Annotated in this window: 15 protein-coding genes; 5 read left to right on the plus strand and 10 right to left on the minus strand. The window is 64.2% G+C overall.

What is annotated here, in order from left to right; all coding sequences use genetic code 11:
• Positions 1-5 precede the first annotated feature (5 nt).
• Positions 6-899 (minus strand): hypothetical protein, encoded by an 894-nt coding sequence (locus tag AB4Z44_RS14895; protein WP_404710480.1) that lies wholly within the window; start codon positions 897-899, stop codon positions 6-8.
• Complete coding sequence (locus AB4Z44_RS14900; RefSeq protein ID WP_404710481.1) at positions 896-1,516, minus strand: nuclear transport factor 2 family protein; 621 nt, start codon at positions 1,514-1,516, stop codon at positions 896-898. Before AB4Z44_RS14900 ends, AB4Z44_RS14895 begins: the two co-directional genes overlap by 4 nt.
• Positions 1,517-1,757: 241 nt before the next feature.
• On the opposite strand from AB4Z44_RS14900, the gene arsA reads away from it, so the two are divergent.
• Positions 1,758-3,590: an arsenical pump-driving ATPase gene (gene arsA / locus AB4Z44_RS14905; RefSeq protein WP_404710482.1), complete on the plus strand. Its 1,833-nt coding sequence runs from the start codon at positions 1,758-1,760 to the stop codon at positions 3,588-3,590.
• Between the two features lie 440 nt (positions 3,591-4,030).
• Here arsA and AB4Z44_RS14910 read toward each other — a convergent pair whose 3' ends face one another.
• From AB4Z44_RS14910 to AB4Z44_RS14930, 5 genes are read right to left on the minus strand one after another with little or no spacing between them, the layout of a single operon-like run.
• Positions 4,031-4,879 (minus strand): class I SAM-dependent methyltransferase, encoded by an 849-nt coding sequence (locus tag AB4Z44_RS14910; RefSeq protein WP_404710483.1) that lies wholly within the window; start codon positions 4,877-4,879, stop codon positions 4,031-4,033.
• Between the two features lie 32 nt (positions 4,880-4,911).
• Positions 4,912-5,283 (minus strand): carboxymuconolactone decarboxylase family protein, encoded by a 372-nt coding sequence (locus tag AB4Z44_RS14915; protein ID WP_404710484.1) that lies wholly within the window; start codon positions 5,281-5,283, stop codon positions 4,912-4,914.
• A 15-nt stretch (positions 5,284-5,298) separates the two neighbouring features.
• On the minus strand, positions 5,299-6,567 hold the full coding sequence (locus tag AB4Z44_RS14920) for a TolC family protein (protein ID WP_404710485.1): 1,269 nt from the start codon (positions 6,565-6,567) through the stop codon (positions 5,299-5,301).
• Entirely contained in the window at positions 6,564-6,767 is a 204-nt protein-coding gene (locus tag AB4Z44_RS14925; protein ID WP_404710486.1) for a DUF2892 domain-containing protein, read from the minus strand. Before AB4Z44_RS14925 ends, AB4Z44_RS14920 begins: the two co-directional genes overlap by 4 nt.
• Positions 6,768-6,798: 31 nt before the next feature.
• Complete coding sequence (locus AB4Z44_RS14930; RefSeq protein WP_404710487.1) at positions 6,799-8,079, minus strand: NAD(P)/FAD-dependent oxidoreductase; 1,281 nt, start codon at positions 8,077-8,079, stop codon at positions 6,799-6,801.
• 87 nt (positions 8,080-8,166) lie between these two features.
• On the opposite strand from AB4Z44_RS14930, the gene AB4Z44_RS14935 reads away from it, so the two are divergent.
• The 4 genes from AB4Z44_RS14935 to AB4Z44_RS14950 are packed head-to-tail and all read left to right on the plus strand — an operon-like array spanning position 8,167 to position 13,083.
• The gene (locus AB4Z44_RS14935; RefSeq protein WP_404710488.1) at positions 8,167-8,508 is read left to right on the plus strand and encodes a rhodanese-like domain-containing protein; all 342 of its coding nucleotides are present in this window, start codon (positions 8,167-8,169) and stop codon (positions 8,506-8,508) included.
• A 17-nt stretch (positions 8,509-8,525) separates the two neighbouring features.
• Positions 8,526-9,557, plus strand: a complete 1,032-nt coding sequence (locus AB4Z44_RS14940) for an efflux RND transporter periplasmic adaptor subunit (RefSeq protein ID WP_404710489.1) — start codon at positions 8,526-8,528, stop codon at positions 9,555-9,557.
• Positions 9,554-12,772, plus strand: a complete 3,219-nt coding sequence (locus AB4Z44_RS14945) for an efflux RND transporter permease subunit (protein ID WP_404710490.1) — start codon at positions 9,554-9,556, stop codon at positions 12,770-12,772. The genes AB4Z44_RS14940 and AB4Z44_RS14945 overlap by 4 nt, the downstream gene beginning before the upstream one ends.
• Positions 12,772-13,083, plus strand: a complete 312-nt coding sequence (locus tag AB4Z44_RS14950; RefSeq protein WP_404714241.1) for an ArsR/SmtB family transcription factor — start codon at positions 12,772-12,774, stop codon at positions 13,081-13,083. Before AB4Z44_RS14945 ends, AB4Z44_RS14950 begins: the two co-directional genes overlap by 1 nt.
• Before the next feature lie 285 nt (positions 13,084-13,368).
• Here AB4Z44_RS14950 and cydX read toward each other — a convergent pair whose 3' ends face one another.
• Genes cydX through AB4Z44_RS14965 form a run of 3 tightly spaced genes read right to left on the minus strand, consistent with a single transcriptional unit; the run spans position 13,369 to position 16,246 of the window.
• Positions 13,369-13,479, minus strand: a complete 111-nt coding sequence (gene cydX, locus AB4Z44_RS14955) for a cytochrome bd-I oxidase subunit CydX (RefSeq protein WP_404710491.1) — start codon at positions 13,477-13,479, stop codon at positions 13,369-13,371.
• A gap of 17 nt (positions 13,480-13,496) precedes the next feature.
• On the minus strand, positions 13,497-14,645 hold the full coding sequence (gene cydB / locus AB4Z44_RS14960) for a cytochrome d ubiquinol oxidase subunit II (RefSeq protein ID WP_404710492.1): 1,149 nt from the start codon (positions 14,643-14,645) through the stop codon (positions 13,497-13,499).
• 11 nt (positions 14,646-14,656) lie between these two features.
• Positions 14,657-16,246 carry a cytochrome ubiquinol oxidase subunit I gene (locus AB4Z44_RS14965; protein WP_404710493.1) on the minus strand — a complete coding sequence of 530 codons (1,590 nt, stop codon included), beginning with the start codon at positions 16,244-16,246 and terminating at the stop codon, positions 14,657-14,659.
• Positions 16,247-16,302 lie beyond the last annotated feature (56 nt).

Raw genomic sequence — 16,302 nt, forward strand, 5'->3', positions numbered from 1 at the left:
GATGATCAGGCCCAGGCATCCCAGGGCGACGGCATATGGTAGGGCACGCCGATGAAGTTCGCCTCGATCTGCTCGATAGCTCCGTCCCGCAGCTTGAACAGCTCCGCCAGATAGAAGGAGTGCGGGCGGCGGATCGGGGAACTCACCCTGGAGCCATCGGTCAGCTGATATTCGCCGAGCTTGCCGCAATGATCGATGAAGGCATAGGCCAGCACGAGCCCGCGCTCCTCGTCGACGAGCGGATAGCGCCGGCCGCGCAGGCGATCGTCATAGCGATAATTGCCGAGCCGGAACTGCTCCTCGCAGGGCAGGCGCGCCACTTCGACCAGGTGAAAACCCGCATTGTTGGTGGTCTGCACGCCGTTTTCCACCCGGTTGCAATCGGGGTGGAAACGGGTGAGGATCGTGCCGTCGTTTCGCTCCAGCGTGCTGAAATAGCCGTTCGACAAGGCCACCATCCGCTCGCGCGACAGCCGCTCGGCGGCGGGCACGATTTCCTCGAGCATCGGCTTGCGCTCGAACTTCGGATCCGGGAATTTGAGGCCGGAATCGGACTGGCGCACGACGATGATCTCGATTTCGGCGATCGCGCCTTCTTCGATGCCAAGGCGGATCATGCAGGCGGATTCCTCGTGGGTCTCCTGCACCGTCGTGAACAGCCCGACCTGCCCGGTCAGGGGATCGGCGAAGCGCAGATCATAGGGGCCGCACGCCGTGATCGTCTGCCACAGGCCGTCGCCGATCATCAGCGCGACGTTGTTCTCCGTGAAGCGCACCCGCTTCGCCCACCGCACGCTGCTCGGATCCTGGGCGAGCAAGCCCGCCATGAACATGTCGAGGGCTGCGTAAAGATCGTCGCGCGACGCGAGCGCCGGTCGGGCATTGGCCATTGCTGTCATCGTGTCTTCCCGGAAACAGGATTCGGATAATGGAAGGGCGGAATGAAGGCTGACGGGAACGCTTCGTAATGCACGGAGGCCGGCTCGTCCGGCTCGATGCCGTCGGTCGAACGCAGCAGCTTCACGCCCCCTTTGTTCCAGCCCTGATCGAAATCGGTGTAATAGGTGACGAAGGCGTGCAGCATCGCGATCTGCCAGATGCCGTCGTCGTTGCGGCGATATTCGTTCTCGTAGATCGCCTCGCCCCAGCGTGCTTCCGCACCGACGAAACCCAGCTGGATGAACGCGCGCCAACGTGCCTTCGCGCGGTCACCATCGACATGGATCACCGGCTGCAGCTGCATGTGGTTATAGAGCACGCCGTCACCATAAGCGGGCAGCTGATGCAGGTAGGCGCGCACACGCTCTCGCCCCGTGTAGACGCCGCGCCCGGCGATCTCGAGCGTGCCGTCCGCCGCGAAGAGATCCGCCGCCTCGTCCCACAGCCCCTTGTCGACATAATAGCCGTAGATGCGCTGCAGGTTGCTGAGCGCGATATAGTCGCTTGCTGCCTGTGCCTGCACGCGCAGGTCCGCGACTTCGCGGCGCAGCGCTGCCACTTCGCCTTCCAGATCCACCTCGATCTCCCCGCTGCGCGTTTCGCCGACCCGCTCGCCACCTAAACAATAACGATCGTTAGGATGATTACAAGTGTCGAGCCCAAGGCACCGTGAGACTACGTATCTCCGACGTGACGGCGCGATCGTAAACGATCGAATAGGAACGGTTGGGCACTTCGGAGCGCGCCATGGCTCGGCAGCCGCACCGTGGTGACGGGTACAAGCCATTCTGGATGTGATGAAAGACTGGGGTCAGGCGATGAATGACACTTTTGCGGATGACCTGCCACGATTCATGGTCAGGCCCACCCGCTTTCTGTTCTTCACGGGCAAGGGAGGCGTAGGCAAGACCTCCGTCGCCTGCGCGGCCGCCCTGTCGCTTGCCGAGCGCGGCAAGTCGGTCCTGCTGGTCAGCACCGATCCGGCATCCAATCTCGACGAGATACTGGACGTACCTCTATCGAACCACCCGGTCGCGGTGCCTAACGCTACCCGTCTGGATGTCCTGAATATCGATCCAACCGCCGCAGCGGAGGCTTATCGCGCGCGGGTACTGGCGCAGATGGACACCAAGGCAAGCGCGCAGGAAACCGACACCGTTCGCGAACAACTTTCGGGAGCGTGCACCACCGAGATCGCTGCGTTCGACGAATTTGTCGGACACCTCGCCGACCGAGATGGCGTCTATGACCACATCGTCTTCGACACCGCGCCGACAGGGCATACCCTGAGACTGCTCAGCCTGCCCAAGGCATGGAGCGGTTTCCTGGCGGACAACGACCAGGGTGCGTCGTGCTTGGGGCCACATTCGGGACTTAAGACACAGGAGCAGCGCTTCCGATTGGCAATGGCGGCTCTGTGCGATCCGGCGTTCACAACCGTCATCCTCGTGACTCGGCCGGAACGCGGGGCGATTGCCGAGGCGGACCGGACCTCGAGCGAATTGCGCGCGCTTGGACTGGGCAATCAGCACCTGGTGGTGAACGGCATATTCCACGCCAGCGACCCGACAGATCCAACCGCCACATCATTGGAAGCGCAGGGACAACAGGCGCTGGCCGAAATGCCGGCGGCGCTAAGAGCGCTGCCGCGCGACGATATCCCACTACGCCCCTTCGAGATGATGGGCCTGGATGCGCTGCGCTCGCTGCTGCGGTCTGGCCGATCGTCCGCGAGTTATGCCGGACCAGCTGTTGCGGCGATCTGGGCCGACGATCTGCCCGGCCTAGATCGCCTTATCGATCTGCTCGCGGCGGATGGCAAAGGACTGATCATGGTCATGGGAAAGGGCGGCGTGGGCAAGACCACCATTGCCGCCGCAATCGCGCTCGGGTTAGTCGAACGTGGCCACGACGTTCATCTCAGTACCACCGATCCCGCCGCTCACCTGAAGATGACGATGGCCGGGAATGTCCCGGGCCTCCTTGTAGACCGCATCGATCCCAAGGCCGAAACCGAACGATACATCGCCAAGATCATGGATCAGCGCGGCAGCACGCTCGATGCTCAGGGGAAAGCGCTGCTGCGCGAGGATCTGGCCTCGCCCTGCACGGAGGAGGTCGCCGTATTCCACGCGTTTTCGCACATCGTCTCCGAGGCGCGCAGCGCGTTCGTCGTGCTGGACACGGCACCCACCGGACACAGTCTGCTGCTGATGGACGCGACCGGCGCCTATCACCGACAGATGACGCGCCAATCGGGTTTATACGCTCCTGCCGGCCGCATCACCACACCGCTGATGCGTCTCCAGGACCCTGGCTATACGCGGATCCTGCTGGTCACCCTTGCCGAAACCACGCCGGTGTCGCAGGCCAGCGCGCTGCAGGACGATCTGCGGCGCGCGCAGATCGAACCCTATGCCTGGATCATCAACAAGAGCCTGCTGGCGGCCGGCTCGAACGACGCACTGCTGCGCGAGCGGCTCGAGGGGGAGCGAAAACAGATCGACCGCATACGTGGAGCAATGGCGAAGCGACTCTTCTTCGTGCCGTGGCAGGCGATGCCCCCGATCGGCGTCACCGCACTCCAAGGGCTCGCCCATGGCCGCCCCACCCACAACGACCAGCCACCGCAAATTTCCGAGGGCGTTTAGCAGAGGAATTCTATTCGATGTCGGCCAGCCAGAGGAAGCCGGCCGGAACTGAGCGCCGCCTGCGCCACCGTCCGCTCACCCATCATCGGCTCGTCTCCGCCACCCGCAAGGACCGAATCACCACGCCGCCGCCACTTCAAGCCCGCCTTTTATCGATGATTGCGGCCTTGCGGGTCGCCGGGAACGTGTCCTCGTCGAAAAAGGCTTCCACGGCGGCCCCGATCCGTGCGCGCGCTCGATGATCTGGGCCGCCGTGGCGATGTGGAGATCAGTCATGAGGCAATCACTTTCGGTTTCTCCTGCAGGTTGGCGGCGCGGGTGGATGCCAGCCCCGGATGCCGACGGCATGCTTCGCGCCGCGGGCACCGCTATCTTCTCACCCGTTTACCGAGAGACGATGCGATGCCGTTCAACGATCCAGCCAGCGTCGGCGATGTTGCTCATGCAATTGCCGTGACCAGCCAGGCCTTGCCCTGGGCAGCGATCCCAGCAGGGGTCTCAAACGGCTTGTAAAGGGCGATCAGTTCCTCCCGGATCGCACGGAGCGTTTCAGGCGGAATCGACTCCTTGTCGTCCGCGAAGGGGAATGTCCCCAGCAGGAAGTCCACAGCCGTCTCGGCACTGCTCTGGTCGCCACCGACCATCACCGACCCTACCCACGGAGTGAATGTGATTTCACGAAAGCCTGCCTGTTCGAGCAAGGCCGCGAAGCGCTTCGGGTCCGCCAGGGAAAAAGGGCCGGGTGCCAGCGGGTCTGGCGGAGGCATGGGAATATGCGCCGCAACGATTCCGAGCACGCCACCGATCCAGACATTGTCCTGCGGCGGCGCCCAGACCGCCATGTCGGCGGAACCGCCCTTGGCCATCAGGCTGTGCAGATTCGCAAAGGCCGCTGCCGGATCAGCAAAGAACATGATGCCAAGGCGCGACATGAGTTGGTCGAACGGTGTGCCTTCCGGCTCGAGTTCGGCGGCATCGCCGGCCTCGAACCACACATTGCGTAATCCGGCATCGGTGGCGCGCCGCGCCGCTTCCTTCACCAGTGCTGCGGAAATATCGACGCCGCATACACGGCCGCCGGCCCCTACTCGAAGCGCCGCTTCACGAGAGGTCCAACCGCCGCCACAACCGACGTCCAGGATATTTTCCCCCGCCTGCAGCTTGGCATGGTCGAGCAGGGCAAGCCCAAGCGGCCGAAGCATTTGTTCGAAGCGGTCGACCTGCGCCAGCCAGCGATCGCCCATCTCTCCAGCCCAATCTTCACCGCCGGGATTTTGTGCGTCTGTCATCTTGCCCTCTCCTCCAAGTCCGGCGAGCGCGATCATTGCGTCGGCGCTTCGCCACCAGCTTCGGCGGTGAACTGGTCGAACGCTTCCACCGCTTGCGCCGCATACATCAGGCTTGGTCCCGCTCCCATGTAGAGCGCCATTCCCATCGTCTCCAGGATTTCGTCGCGGGTCGCGCCCCGCTTGACCGCAGCCTGCGAATGGAAGGCGACGCAACCGTCGCAACAGATCGCAACCGAGATGGCGAGCGCAATCAGCTCCTTCGTCTTGGTATCGAGCACGCCCGCCTGTGTGGCGGCGCGCGCCATCGCCGAGAAGGCTTTCATCACCTCCGGGCTGCCGAGCCTCACTTCCTTGATCGCGCCGGTCAGTTCGGCGGCTATGGCTGGCCAGTCCTTGTGCATCATGCTTCTCCTTGTCGTTCAGGGGCGGCCGAGCAGGGCCGCGAGCCGATAGGCAGCCACGATGCGGTCGGTGCCGGCGCGAATGGATCCCGCCTCGGCGGCGATCGCCTCGCGCTCGGCATCGAGCAGGTCGATCTGGGGCTTCATGCCGACCCGCACCTCATGGCGGACGCTTTCGAGCGCCTGCGCTGCGGAGGCGGCCTGGTCGCTCGCGGCCTGCTCGACGAGTTGCGCGGTGCGCACGTCCTGGAAGGCGGAAATGACCTTTTCCCCGATCTGCATGTTGGCGGCGCGCATCCGCGCATCGGCGGCGCGGACCTCGCTGCTCGCTTCCGAAACCTTGCCCGACACGCGGCCACCGCTGAAAAATTCCCAGCGAGCCCGGATGCCTACGGTCGCGCTGTCCGCGCGATAGTCGGGGAAAAACTGGTCCCGCACCGTGCCGGCTTCGGCAAAGGCGCCGAGAGTAGGCAATCGTTCGGCGCGCGCGCCGCGTGCTGCTGCCTGCGCTGCGCGCAAGCCAGCCCGGGCCTGGGCCACCAGGGGGTTGCTGCGCATCGCCTCATCCATAGCCTCGTCGAGTGTTCCCGGCAGGGGCGGATTTGCGGGCAAGCGCTGGAGATCGATGGGTTCAAATCCGGTCAGGTTGGCGAAATGGGCGCGAGCCGAGACCTGCATGCCCTCCGCTCGAGCCAGCCCCGCGCGAGCCTCAGCCAGACGCGCGCCGGCCTGCGCGACATCGGTGCTCGGGCTCTCCCCTGCCCGATAGCGCAACCGTGCCTGGCGCTCGATCTCAGTGGTTTCGGTGAGCAGCCGTTCGTAGAGGGTCAGCATGCGCGCCGCTGTCAGCACGTCGCCATAGGCCTGTGTCACGGCCATAGCGAGTTGCGCGCGTGCGCCGCTCTGCCCCGCCTCTGCGCCTGCAATTCCCGCGCGCGCGCGATCAATGCCGGCGCCGACCCGGCCGCCGGTGAAAAGCGGCTGCTCGACCGTCACCTGCGCGGCGCGCGGGGTCACATCGGCGGCGCGCAGACCAAAGAAGTTCTGGGGATCGAGCCGGCCATAGCCGATCGTCCCGCTCAGCGTGGCGGTCGGAAGCCGGCCCGACCGCGCCTGCTCGAGGCGTGCCTTGGCCGCATCGGTCTCCGCGTCCGCGACGGCAATCTCGGGCGCATGACGCATCGCCGCCGCAATCGCTTCCTCAAGCGTCGTAGCGTTGGCCGTGCTCGCCGCCAGCGAAGCGGCAAGCCCCACCGACAGGCAAACGAGCCGGCGGGATCGGTTCATTTGAAGGCAGTCCCCGGGCGGACGCCCATTGCCTTGAAGACGATCGCGGCGGGGCAGAAGCCGGTGAAGCCGGCCTGGATCATGTTGAGGCCCGCAAAAACCGTGAGCGCGATCCACCAGGGATGGATCGTGAGAGACAGGACGACGCCCAGGAGGACGACACATCCGGCGAAGATCATGACGGCGCGATCGAGAGTCATTGTCGCATTCCTTTCCTGGTCGACAGTGGGGTCACATCCGCAGCTTGCGGATGCCCATGACGTGGAGAGCGAGCTTCTCGTAGAAAGGCTCGCTCTCGCCCTTGCGCACTTTGCGCAGGAAATATTTCTCGAAGCCGATCTTGGCGAGATGGACCCACTTGCCGCTCGCCGCCCAGTTGACGTTGCGCGGCGGGATCTGCGGCTGCGCGACGAAGGCGACGCCACCATCGCCGAAATCGGCCAGGCAGACGGCGTTCCAGGTCGCCTCCGCGGTCGGCTCCTTGCCATCCAGGATCATGTCGAGGTTCGCGGCAATCGCGGTGACCATGCTTTCGATCATGAATCCGGTCTTGGGCACGCCGACCGGCACCGGCGTCGGACCGGTGGGCGGGATGGCGACGCAGACGCCGAGCGCGAAGATTTCGGGGAAGGCTGGATTGCGCTGGTGCTTGTCGACCAGGATGAACCCACGCGGATTGGTGAGCCCGGCAATGTCGCGAACGGCGGGAACACCCCGGAATGCGGGGAGCATCATCGAGAAAGCAAACGGCAGATCGTGGGTCTTGGCGACCGCGCCGCCCTCGGCGATTTCCTCGACATGCATCATGCCGGCGTCGACCTTGGCGACGCGCGCATTGGTGATCCATTTGATGTGCCGCTCGCGCATGACGCTTTCGAGCAGGGACTTGGTGTCGCCGACCCCATCGAGACCGAGATGGCCGATATAGGGCTCCGCGGTCACGAAGGTCATCGGCACCTTGTCGCGGATCTTGCGGCGACGCAGCTCGGTGTCGAGGATCAGGGCGAACTCGTAGGCGGGGCCGTAGCAGGAGGCGCCCTGAACGGCCCCGACCACGATCGGCCCCGGATTTTCGACGAAGCGATCGAACGCCTCTGCCGCAGCGGAGGCATGGGGGGTCTGGCAGATCGAAACGGTGTGCCCGCCATGCGGCCCCAGCCCTTCAATTTCGTCGAATGCCAAATCTGGCCCTGTAGCAATTACAAGATAATCGTAATTTAACGACGTACCGTCATTGAGTTCCAGCCGCTTTTCCGAAGCGTGGAGGCGCTTTGCACCCGAGGCCGTGAAGCCGATCTTCTTCTTCGCGAAGATCGGCGGCAGATGCACCTGAATGGCCTCGGGCTCACGCCACCGGATCGCGACCCAGGGATTGGAAGGCACGAAGGAATAGGTCTCCGAATCGGAGACCATCATCACTTCGGCTCGCCCCTTCACGGCGGCGTTGATTTCATAGGCGGCGATAGTTCCGCCCAGCCCGGCACCCAGCACCACGATTTTCGGCTTGTCCATGACGCCCTCTCGCACTTCTCAAAAACTGGCTTGACGGAATATGACGATTACATGATATATGCAATAAGGAAATTAAAGGAACATCTCATGTTTGGTTTCGGAAAGGCCAAGTCCCATCGCGAACTTCGACCCTTGGAGCTCAAGGGCATGCTCGCGGACGGTTCCGCGCTGCTGATCGACGTGCGCGAGCCGGACGAATTCGCGGCGGGCCACATCGCCGGCGCAGTGAACATGCCTTTGTCGACCTTTTCACCACGTAATGTCCCGGATGCAGCGGGGCGCACGGTCGTGCTTCAATGCGCGGGCGGTAAGCGCTCCGGCATGGCGCTGGACCGTTGTGCTCAGGCGCAAGCGCCGATCGATACGCATCTGGGGGGCGGCATCGGCGCATGGAAGGAAGCGGGCCTGCCAATCGTCAGCGGCAAATAGGAGCGAAAGGGTTGGGGATGCGCAGCAGCACAAAATGGGCCTGGCTTGCGAGCGCATCGCTCGCCTTGTCATCCTGCAGCGGCAAGGAAGCGGCCGAACGGGCCTCCGCGACCCTCCCCGCCGGCGAGTCGCTGAAGCTCGCAGCAAGCGACATCGCCGACATGAAGGCGGTCGGCGCAGAGATTACGACGCGCGATTCCGCCGAAGCGCTCGCGCGGATACCGGGCACGCTTGTCAGCCTTTCGGTCCGCGAAGGCGATACGGTCAAAAAGGGCCAGCGCATCGGCACGGTCGTCGATGCACGTCTCGGCTACGAGACCAGCGTTTATGGTGCCCAGGTCGCAGCCGCACAGGCAGAGGCTGCGCGCGCGCGCAGCGACCTCGCCCGCATCCAGGATCTCTATAACAACAAGGTCTATGCCAGGGCGCGCCTCGACCAGGCCGTCGCCATGTCGCGCGCGGCGGATGCGCAGGTTGCGGCGGCACGCGCACAGCAAGGCGCAAGCGCCAGCGTCGCCGGTCAAGGTGCGATCCTCGCACCAGCCAGCGGCCGGGTGCTGCGTGCGGACATTCCGGCCGGATCGGTCGTCACGGCGGGCATGTCGGTGGCGACGATCACTGCCGGCCCTCCCCTGCTGCGGCTCGAACTACCGGAATCGCTTGCCGGACAAGTGCGTAACGGCGCGCAGATATTGGTGGCTGAAGGCGATCTGCCCGACGGGTCGCGTCAGGGCCGAGTGACGCAGGTTTATCCCGCCGTCACCGGGGGCCGGGTGCGTGTCGACGCGACCGCGCCCGGCCTTTCGACGCAGTTCGTGGGACGCCGCGTCGGCGTCTCGATCGAGGTGGGCCGGCGCCGTGCCCTGGTCGTGCCGCGACGCTTCGTCTCGACCCGCTACGGTATCGACCAGGTCGACGTGGTGACGGCCGACCGCCGCGTAAGCGCCGTGCCCGTCCAGGTGGCACCCACCGCCGACCCCGACAAGATCGAGATATTGAGCGGTGTCGCCGCAGGCGACACGCTCTTCCGGGCGGGCTCGCGCAAATGAACCTCGGCATCTCCGGGCGGCTGACCCGCGCGACCATCATGTCTCCGCTGACGCCGCTGTTCCTGATGGCGGCAATCGCGGTCGGGCTTCTCGCGCTCTTCTCGATTCCCCGCGAGGAGGAGCCGCAGATCAGCGTCCCGATGGTCGACATCCAGGTGATGGCGCCCGGTCTCGCCGCTGCCGACGCCGTCGAGTTGGTCGGGATTCCGCTCGAGACCATCGTCAAGAGCGTCGATGGCGTCGAACATGTCTATACCCAGGCCGAAGATGACGGCGTGATGGTGACCGCGCGCTTCGTGGTGGGATCGAATCCCGAGGCTGCCGCGACCCGCATCGACGAGAAGCTGCGCGCCAATTGGGACCGGATTCCGGTTGGAATCCCCGATCCCAAGGTCACCGTACGCGGAATCAACGACGTGCCCGCGATCGTGCTGACGCTCACGCCCAAGCCCGGCGCCGCTGGACGATGGAGCGATCAGGCGCTCTACGATCTTGCCACCAAGCTGCGCACCGAGATCGCCAAGGTCGACAATGTCGGCCTGACCTTCCTGACCGGCGGCCGCCCCGACGAGATCCGGATCGCGCCCGACCCGGCCAAGCTCAACCAATATGGCGTGCCGCTCGGCAGCGTCATCGAGGCGGCCGGCCAGGCCAATCGCAGTTTTCCGGCAGGCAGCATTCGGGAGGGCGGCCAAGCGGTCTCCGTTACGGCCGGCCGCACTTTGTCCTCGGCACAGGAAGTGGGCATGCTCACCGTCCGTTCGGCACGCGGCGCACCGGTCTACCTGCGCGACGTTGCCGCCGTCAGCCAGGGACCACGTGAGGATCAGTCCCGCGCGTGGCGCTGGGCGCGGGCGGGCAACCAATGGTCGAGCGCGCCCGCCGTCAGCATCGCCATCGCCAAGCGGTCGGGCGCCAATGCGGTTGTCGTCTCCGACGCCGTGCTGTCCAGGATCGAAAGCCTCAAGGGCAAGCTTATCCCTGACGGGATCGATGTCGCGGTCACGCGCAACTATGGCGCGACGGCGAACGAGAAGGCCAATGAGCTGCTATTCCATCTGGCGCTCGCGACCGTCTCGATCGTCGTCCTGATCGGCTTTGCCATTGGCTGGCGCGAGGCTGGCGTGACCGCAGTCGTCATCCCTACGACGATCCTGCTCACCATGTTCGCCTCGAACCTCATGGGCTACACGATCAACCGGGTCAGCCTGTTCGCGCTGATCTTCTCGATCGGCATCCTGGTCGACGACGCCATCGTCATGATCGAGAATATCGCGCGCCACTGGGCGATGCCGGACGATCGAACCCGAACGCAGGCCGCGATCGAGGCCGTGGCCGAGGTCGGCAACCCGACCGTGGTGGCAACCCTCACCGTGGTTGCCGCCTTGCTGCCGATGCTGTTCGTCTCCGGCCTCATGGGTCCCTACATGGCGCCCATTCCGGTCAACGCCTCGGCAGCGATGGTCTTTTCCTTCTTCGTCGCGGTCGTGATCGCGCCCTGGCTGATGGTTCGCTTCGCGCGCAAGGCACTGGCGGACGGAACGGCGCATGCCGGCCACCCACATGACGAAAGCGGCGGCAGGCTCGGCCGGCTCTATGCCCGCGTCGCGCACCGCATCATCGACAGCCGTACGTCGGCGCGCAATTTCCTGATCGCAGTCGGCATCGCCACGCTGCTCGCCTGCTCGATGTTTTATTTCAAGGCCGTGACGGTGAAGCTGCTACCCTTCGACAACAAGTCGGAGCTGCAGGTGGTGGTCGACATGCCCGAAGGCACCAGCCTGGAGGCCACCGGCCGGACGCTTGAGGATGTGGCGACCGTGGCGCGCAGTCTACCCGAGGCGACCGCGATGGAAGCCTACGTCGGCACGTCCGCGCCGTTCAACTTCAATGGCCTCGTTCGCCACTATTTCCTGCGCAACAAGCCGGAGATGGGCGACGTGATGGTCGCCTTGTTGCCCAAGGGCGAGCGCGACCGTTCGAGCCACCAGATCGCCCTTGCCCTGCGCGAACAGCTCAAGGTGCTGAAACTGCCCAAGGGGGCCTCGATCAAGGTCGTCGAGACACCGCCGGGGCCGCCCGTGCTCGCGACCCTGCTGGCCGAGGTCTACGGTCCAGATGCGCAGACCCGGCAGCGCACCGCCACCGAGCTGGAAAAGATCTTTCGTTCGGTCCCCTATATCGTCGATGTCGACGACAGCTTCGGCCAGCCTCGGCCCAAATTGCGCCTGATCCCGCAGCGCGACCGCATCGATTATTACGGGCTTTCGGAACGTCAGGTCGCCGACAGCATCAGCGCGCTGTTGGGCAGTCAGACGGTCGGCTATGCGCCGCGCGGCCAGGGCCGCACGCCATTGCCGATCACCATCGCCCTGCCGCAATCGGCACGGGGATGGTCGCAGACGCTGGCCAGCACGCCGGTTGCGGCAACGCCAGGCGGCCAATTGATCGAACTGGGCGCGGTCGTGGACGCGCGCAACGAACAAGGCAGCCCCGCGATCTTCCGCCGCGACGGCCGCTTCGCCGACATGGTCACGGCCGAGCTCGCTGGCGAATATGAAGCGCCTATCTATGGCATGCTGGCGGTCGACAGGGCGGTCGACCGCCATGACTGGGCATCCAGGGGCCTGGCCAAGCCGATCATCCGCCTCAACGGCCAGCCCACCGATGAGTCCGTCACCTCGCTGCTGTGGGATGGCGAGTGGGAGATCACCTGGGTCACCTTCCGCGACATGGGGGCAGCGTTCATGGTCGCGCTGCTCGGCATCTACATCCTGGTCGTGGCGCAATTCCGCAACTTCAAGCTGCCGCTGGTGATCCTGACTCCGGTCCCGCTGACGCTGGTCGGCATCGTCATCGGGCACATGCTGTTCTCGGCCCCGTTCACGGCCACCTCGATGATCGGCTTCATCGCGCTCGCCGGCATCATCGTGCGCAACTCGATCCTGCTCGTCGATTTCATCCGCCGCACCTCGACACCGGGCAAGCCGCTGCGCGATGTGCTGATCGAGGCCGGCACCATCCGGTTCAAGCCGATCGTGCTGACGGCCGCGGCGGCGATGATCGGCGCGGCCGTCATCCTGACCGATCCGATCTTTCAGGGTCTTGCAATCTCACTGCTTTTCGGCCTTGCTTCTTCAACCCTGCTCACCGTTCTCGTCATTCCGGCGATCTATGTCGTGCTGCGGGATGACGGGAAAAGCGCGTCACGATGATGGCCTCGACTGGCGCTGCCGCCGAAATGCTTTGCGAGCGTGCGACAGAAGTCGCCGGCTTGCTCAAGCTGGTGGCCAATGAGCAAAGGTTGCTGCTGTTGTGCCGTCTGCGCGAGGGCGAGGCGCCGGTTGGCGCGCTGGTGGAATCGTGCGGCCTCTCCCAATCCAGCGTCTCCCAGCATCTGGGCAAGATGCGCGAAGGCGGCCTGGTGCGGAACCGCAGGGAAGGCACCACCATCTATTACAGCATCGCCAACCCGGACGTGGATGCCCTGATGGGATTTCTCTGCGACAATTTCAGCGAAAGATAGAACGGGTGATGTTCAAGGGAACTGCGATAGCCTTGGCTGCCATGCCCCGGGCACCCCGGCGACCGATTTCTCGCATCGTTCCAGTGTTGACGCGACCGTCGATGATCCGGGCAACGAACCCATATGGTCTTCTCCGAATTCGACTGGTCGATCCCACGGGCGGCAATCGCCTTCGCTGCCCGGCGAGGCGTATCCTGGCATCAACGCTTCATCGAAACAACGTCGATGATGGCAGACTGACTCGCGGTCAGGAACGTCGCTGGCACTTGCCCGTCTCGCGACCCGTTACAACGTCACGTCTTCTCCGGGATCAGAACGAAACTCGTGCCAGAGCCCGTTCAGGACCCCGAAGGCGACAGCCAGACCAAGACCCAATATCCAAGTAAAATACCACATGGTCGATGTCCTCCAGATCAGTAGAAGTCCGGGTTGATGCCGACGTCATTGAGCGTGATCCGTCCGAACAGCACCTTATAGACCCAGGCGGTGTAGAGCAGCACGATCGGCAAGAAAATCAGCGTCACCAGCAGCATGACGAACAACGTCAAATGGCTGGAGGACGCGTTCCAGACGGTCAGGCTGGAGGCCGGGTCGATCGAACTGGGCAGGATGAAAGGGAACATCGATAGGCCCACCGTGGCGATGATGCCGAGCGTGCCGAACGACGAACCGCCGAACGCCAGCGCTTCGCGGCCGGTCCGGATCCCAGCGAGCGCAATCAGCGGGCCTGCAAAACCAAGCACCGGCGCGACCAGCATCCAGGGATGGAGCGCATAATTGCTCATCCACGCGCCGGGCGCAGCGATCATGGACATCAGATGTGGATTGGATGGCCCCATCGGATCGACGATACCCGTCATGCGGAACCCCATGCCGCCGCGCGCCACGATCAGGCCGCCGATGGCGAAAAGCAGGATCGAAAGGGTTGCAGCAGACTGCCCGAAACGCCGGGCGCGATCACGAACCGCGCCGCGTTCGATCTTGATCGCCAGCCAGCTTGCGCCGTGCAGGACCAGCATCGCGACCGACAACAGACCGGCCAGCAGCGAGAAGGGATGGAACAGGCCGAGCAGGCTGCCCTCGTAAAAGGAGCGCAGGTCGCCATCCAAGCGGAAGGGAATACCGGTCAGCACATTGCCGACCGCCACGCCGAACACCAAAGCCGGTACGAACCCGCCGACGAACAACGCCCAGTCCCAGCGGCTGCGCCAGGCGGGATCGGGCTTCTTGGAGCGATATTTGAAACCAACGGGGCGCAGGATCAGTGCGGCGAGCACTAGGAACATGGCGAGATAGAAACCGGAGAAGCTCACCGCATAGACGAACGGCCAGGCCGCAAAGATCGCGCCGCCGCCTAGGATGAACCAGACCTGGTTTCCTTCCCAAGTGGCGCCGATCGAATTGATCACCATCCGCCGCTCAGCGTCAGTCTTCGCGACGAAGGGCAACAAGGCGGCCACGCCGAGATCGAACCCGTCGGTCAGCGCGAACCCGATGAGCAAGATGCCCATCAGGCCCCACCAGATCAGGCGAAGGGTCTCATAGTCGATGGGAGGCACCATGATCGCTCTCCTTATTCGGCGGGCAGCGGCGTATAGCCGTGCCCCGCTACAGCCGCATCCGACGGCTCATCGGTGTGTTCCAGCGGTCCCTTGCGGATGGCCGCCAGCATGAGCCGCACCTCGATCACCGCCAGCGTGCCATAGAGCAGCGTAAATCCGATGATCGTCGTCCAGAGCTGGCCAACCGTGAGGCTGGAAGCGCCCAGGAAGGTCGGCAGGACGCCCTCGATCGCCCAGGGCTGGCGTCCGATCTCGGCAAGCACCCAGCCGAACTCGGCAGCGAGCCACGGGAGCGGAATGATCCAGACCGCAGCCCGCATGAACAGGCGACAGACGCCGTTGACGCAGCCAAAACGCCGGATCGAGGCGATGTAGAAAGCAGCGCCGAAGAAGGCGATGAAGAAGAAACCAAGCCCCGCCATCACCCGGAACACCCAGAACATGACCGGCACGTTCGGCACCGTGGACCATGCGGCCTGGATGAGCTGGTCCGGCGTAGCTTTCCGCGGATCGGCCACATAGCGCTTGAGCAGCATGGCATAGCCCAGATCGAGCTTGTGCCGCTCGAACTGTTCGCGCGCGACCATGTCGGTGCGATTGACCTTGAGCTTCTCGACCGCGTCATAGGCCTGGATGCCGTTTTCAATCCGGCCTTGCGCCTTGGCGACGAGTTCGGTGATACCCTCGACCTGGCCGGTCAGGCTGCGCGTCGAGATCAAGCCCAGCACATAGGGGATCTTGATTTCATAGCGCGTATCGCGCCCTTCGAGACTGGGGATACCAAAGATGGCAATGCCGGCAGGCGCGGGTTCGGTGTGCCACATAGCCTCCAGCGAGGCCAATTTCATCTTCTGGTTGTCGGTGAGGGCATATCCGCTCTCGTCGCCCAGCACGACGACCGAGAGCGACGACGCAAGCCCGAAAGCGGCGGCGACGGTGAAGGAGCGCTTGGCCACCGCCACCCATTTGCCCTTGAGCAGATACCAGGCCGAGACACCGAGCACGAAGACCGAGGCGGTCACATAGCCGGCGCTGACGGTATGGACGAACTTCGCCTGCGCGACCGGATTGAACAGCACCGCCGTGAAATCGGTCACTTCCATCCGCATCGTATCCGGATTGAAGCGCGACCCCACCGGGTGCTGCATCCAGCCATTGGCAACGAGAATCCACAGCGCGGAAAGATTGGAGCCGAGCGCCACCATGAAGGTGGTGAAGAGATGCTGTCGCGTCGAGAGCTTGTCCCAACCGAAGAACATGAGGCCGACGAAGGTCGCTTCGAGGAAGAAGGCCATCAGTCCTTCGATGGCCAGCGGCGCGCCGAAGATGTCGCCGACATAATGCGAGAAATAGGACCAGTTCGTGCCGAATTCGAATTCCATGGTGAGCCCCGTGGCCACGCCGAGCACGAAGTTGATTCCGAAGAGCTTCGACCAGAAACGGGTAACCGTCCGCCAGATCGGCCGGCCCGTCATCACATAGATGCTTTCCATGATGACAAGCATGAACGACAGGCCAAGCGTGAGTGGCACGAACAGGAAGTGATAGAGAGCAGTCAACGCGAACTGGAGGCGCGAGAGCTCGATTACAGCCATATCCATCTTGGCAACACCTCCGGACGGAAACTGGCGGCTCGATCGGTCGGTCGAGTCGATTT

Source organism: Sphingomonas sp. MMS24-J13, from assembly GCF_044905095.1.
GTDB lineage: Bacteria > Pseudomonadota > Alphaproteobacteria > Sphingomonadales > Sphingomonadaceae > Sphingomonas_I.

Bases quoted from the DNA above. Each gene is read 5' to 3' on its own strand.
- AB4Z44_RS14895 (WP_404710480.1), bottom strand. From the start codon at position 899: ATGACAGCAATGGCCAATGCCCGACCGGCGCTCGCGTCGCGCGACGAT.
- arsA (WP_404710482.1), top strand. From the start codon at position 1,758: ATGAATGACACTTTTGCGGATGACCTGCCACGATTCATGGTCAGGCCC.
- AB4Z44_RS14910 (WP_404710483.1), bottom strand. From the start codon at position 4,879: ATGACAGACGCACAAAATCCCGGCGGTGAAGATTGGGCTGGAGAGATG.
- AB4Z44_RS14915 (WP_404710484.1), bottom strand. From the start codon at position 5,283: ATGATGCACAAGGACTGGCCAGCCATAGCCGCCGAACTGACCGGCGCG.
- AB4Z44_RS14920 (WP_404710485.1), bottom strand. From the start codon at position 6,567: ATGAACCGATCCCGCCGGCTCGTTTGCCTGTCGGTGGGGCTTGCCGCT.
- AB4Z44_RS14925 (WP_404710486.1), bottom strand. From the start codon at position 6,767: ATGACTCTCGATCGCGCCGTCATGATCTTCGCCGGATGTGTCGTCCTC.
- AB4Z44_RS14930 (WP_404710487.1), bottom strand. From the start codon at position 8,079: ATGGACAAGCCGAAAATCGTGGTGCTGGGTGCCGGGCTGGGCGGAACT.
- AB4Z44_RS14935 (WP_404710488.1), top strand. From the start codon at position 8,167: ATGTTTGGTTTCGGAAAGGCCAAGTCCCATCGCGAACTTCGACCCTTG.
- AB4Z44_RS14940 (WP_404710489.1), top strand. From the start codon at position 8,526: ATGCGCAGCAGCACAAAATGGGCCTGGCTTGCGAGCGCATCGCTCGCC.
- AB4Z44_RS14945 (WP_404710490.1), top strand. From the start codon at position 9,554: ATGAACCTCGGCATCTCCGGGCGGCTGACCCGCGCGACCATCATGTCT.
- AB4Z44_RS14950 (WP_404714241.1), top strand. From the start codon at position 12,772: ATGGCCTCGACTGGCGCTGCCGCCGAAATGCTTTGCGAGCGTGCGACA.
- cydX (WP_404710491.1), bottom strand. From the start codon at position 13,479: ATGTGGTATTTTACTTGGATATTGGGTCTTGGTCTGGCTGTCGCCTTC.
- cydB (WP_404710492.1), bottom strand. From the start codon at position 14,645: ATGGTGCCTCCCATCGACTATGAGACCCTTCGCCTGATCTGGTGGGGC.
- AB4Z44_RS14965 (WP_404710493.1), bottom strand. From the start codon at position 16,246: ATGGATATGGCTGTAATCGAGCTCTCGCGCCTCCAGTTCGCGTTGACT.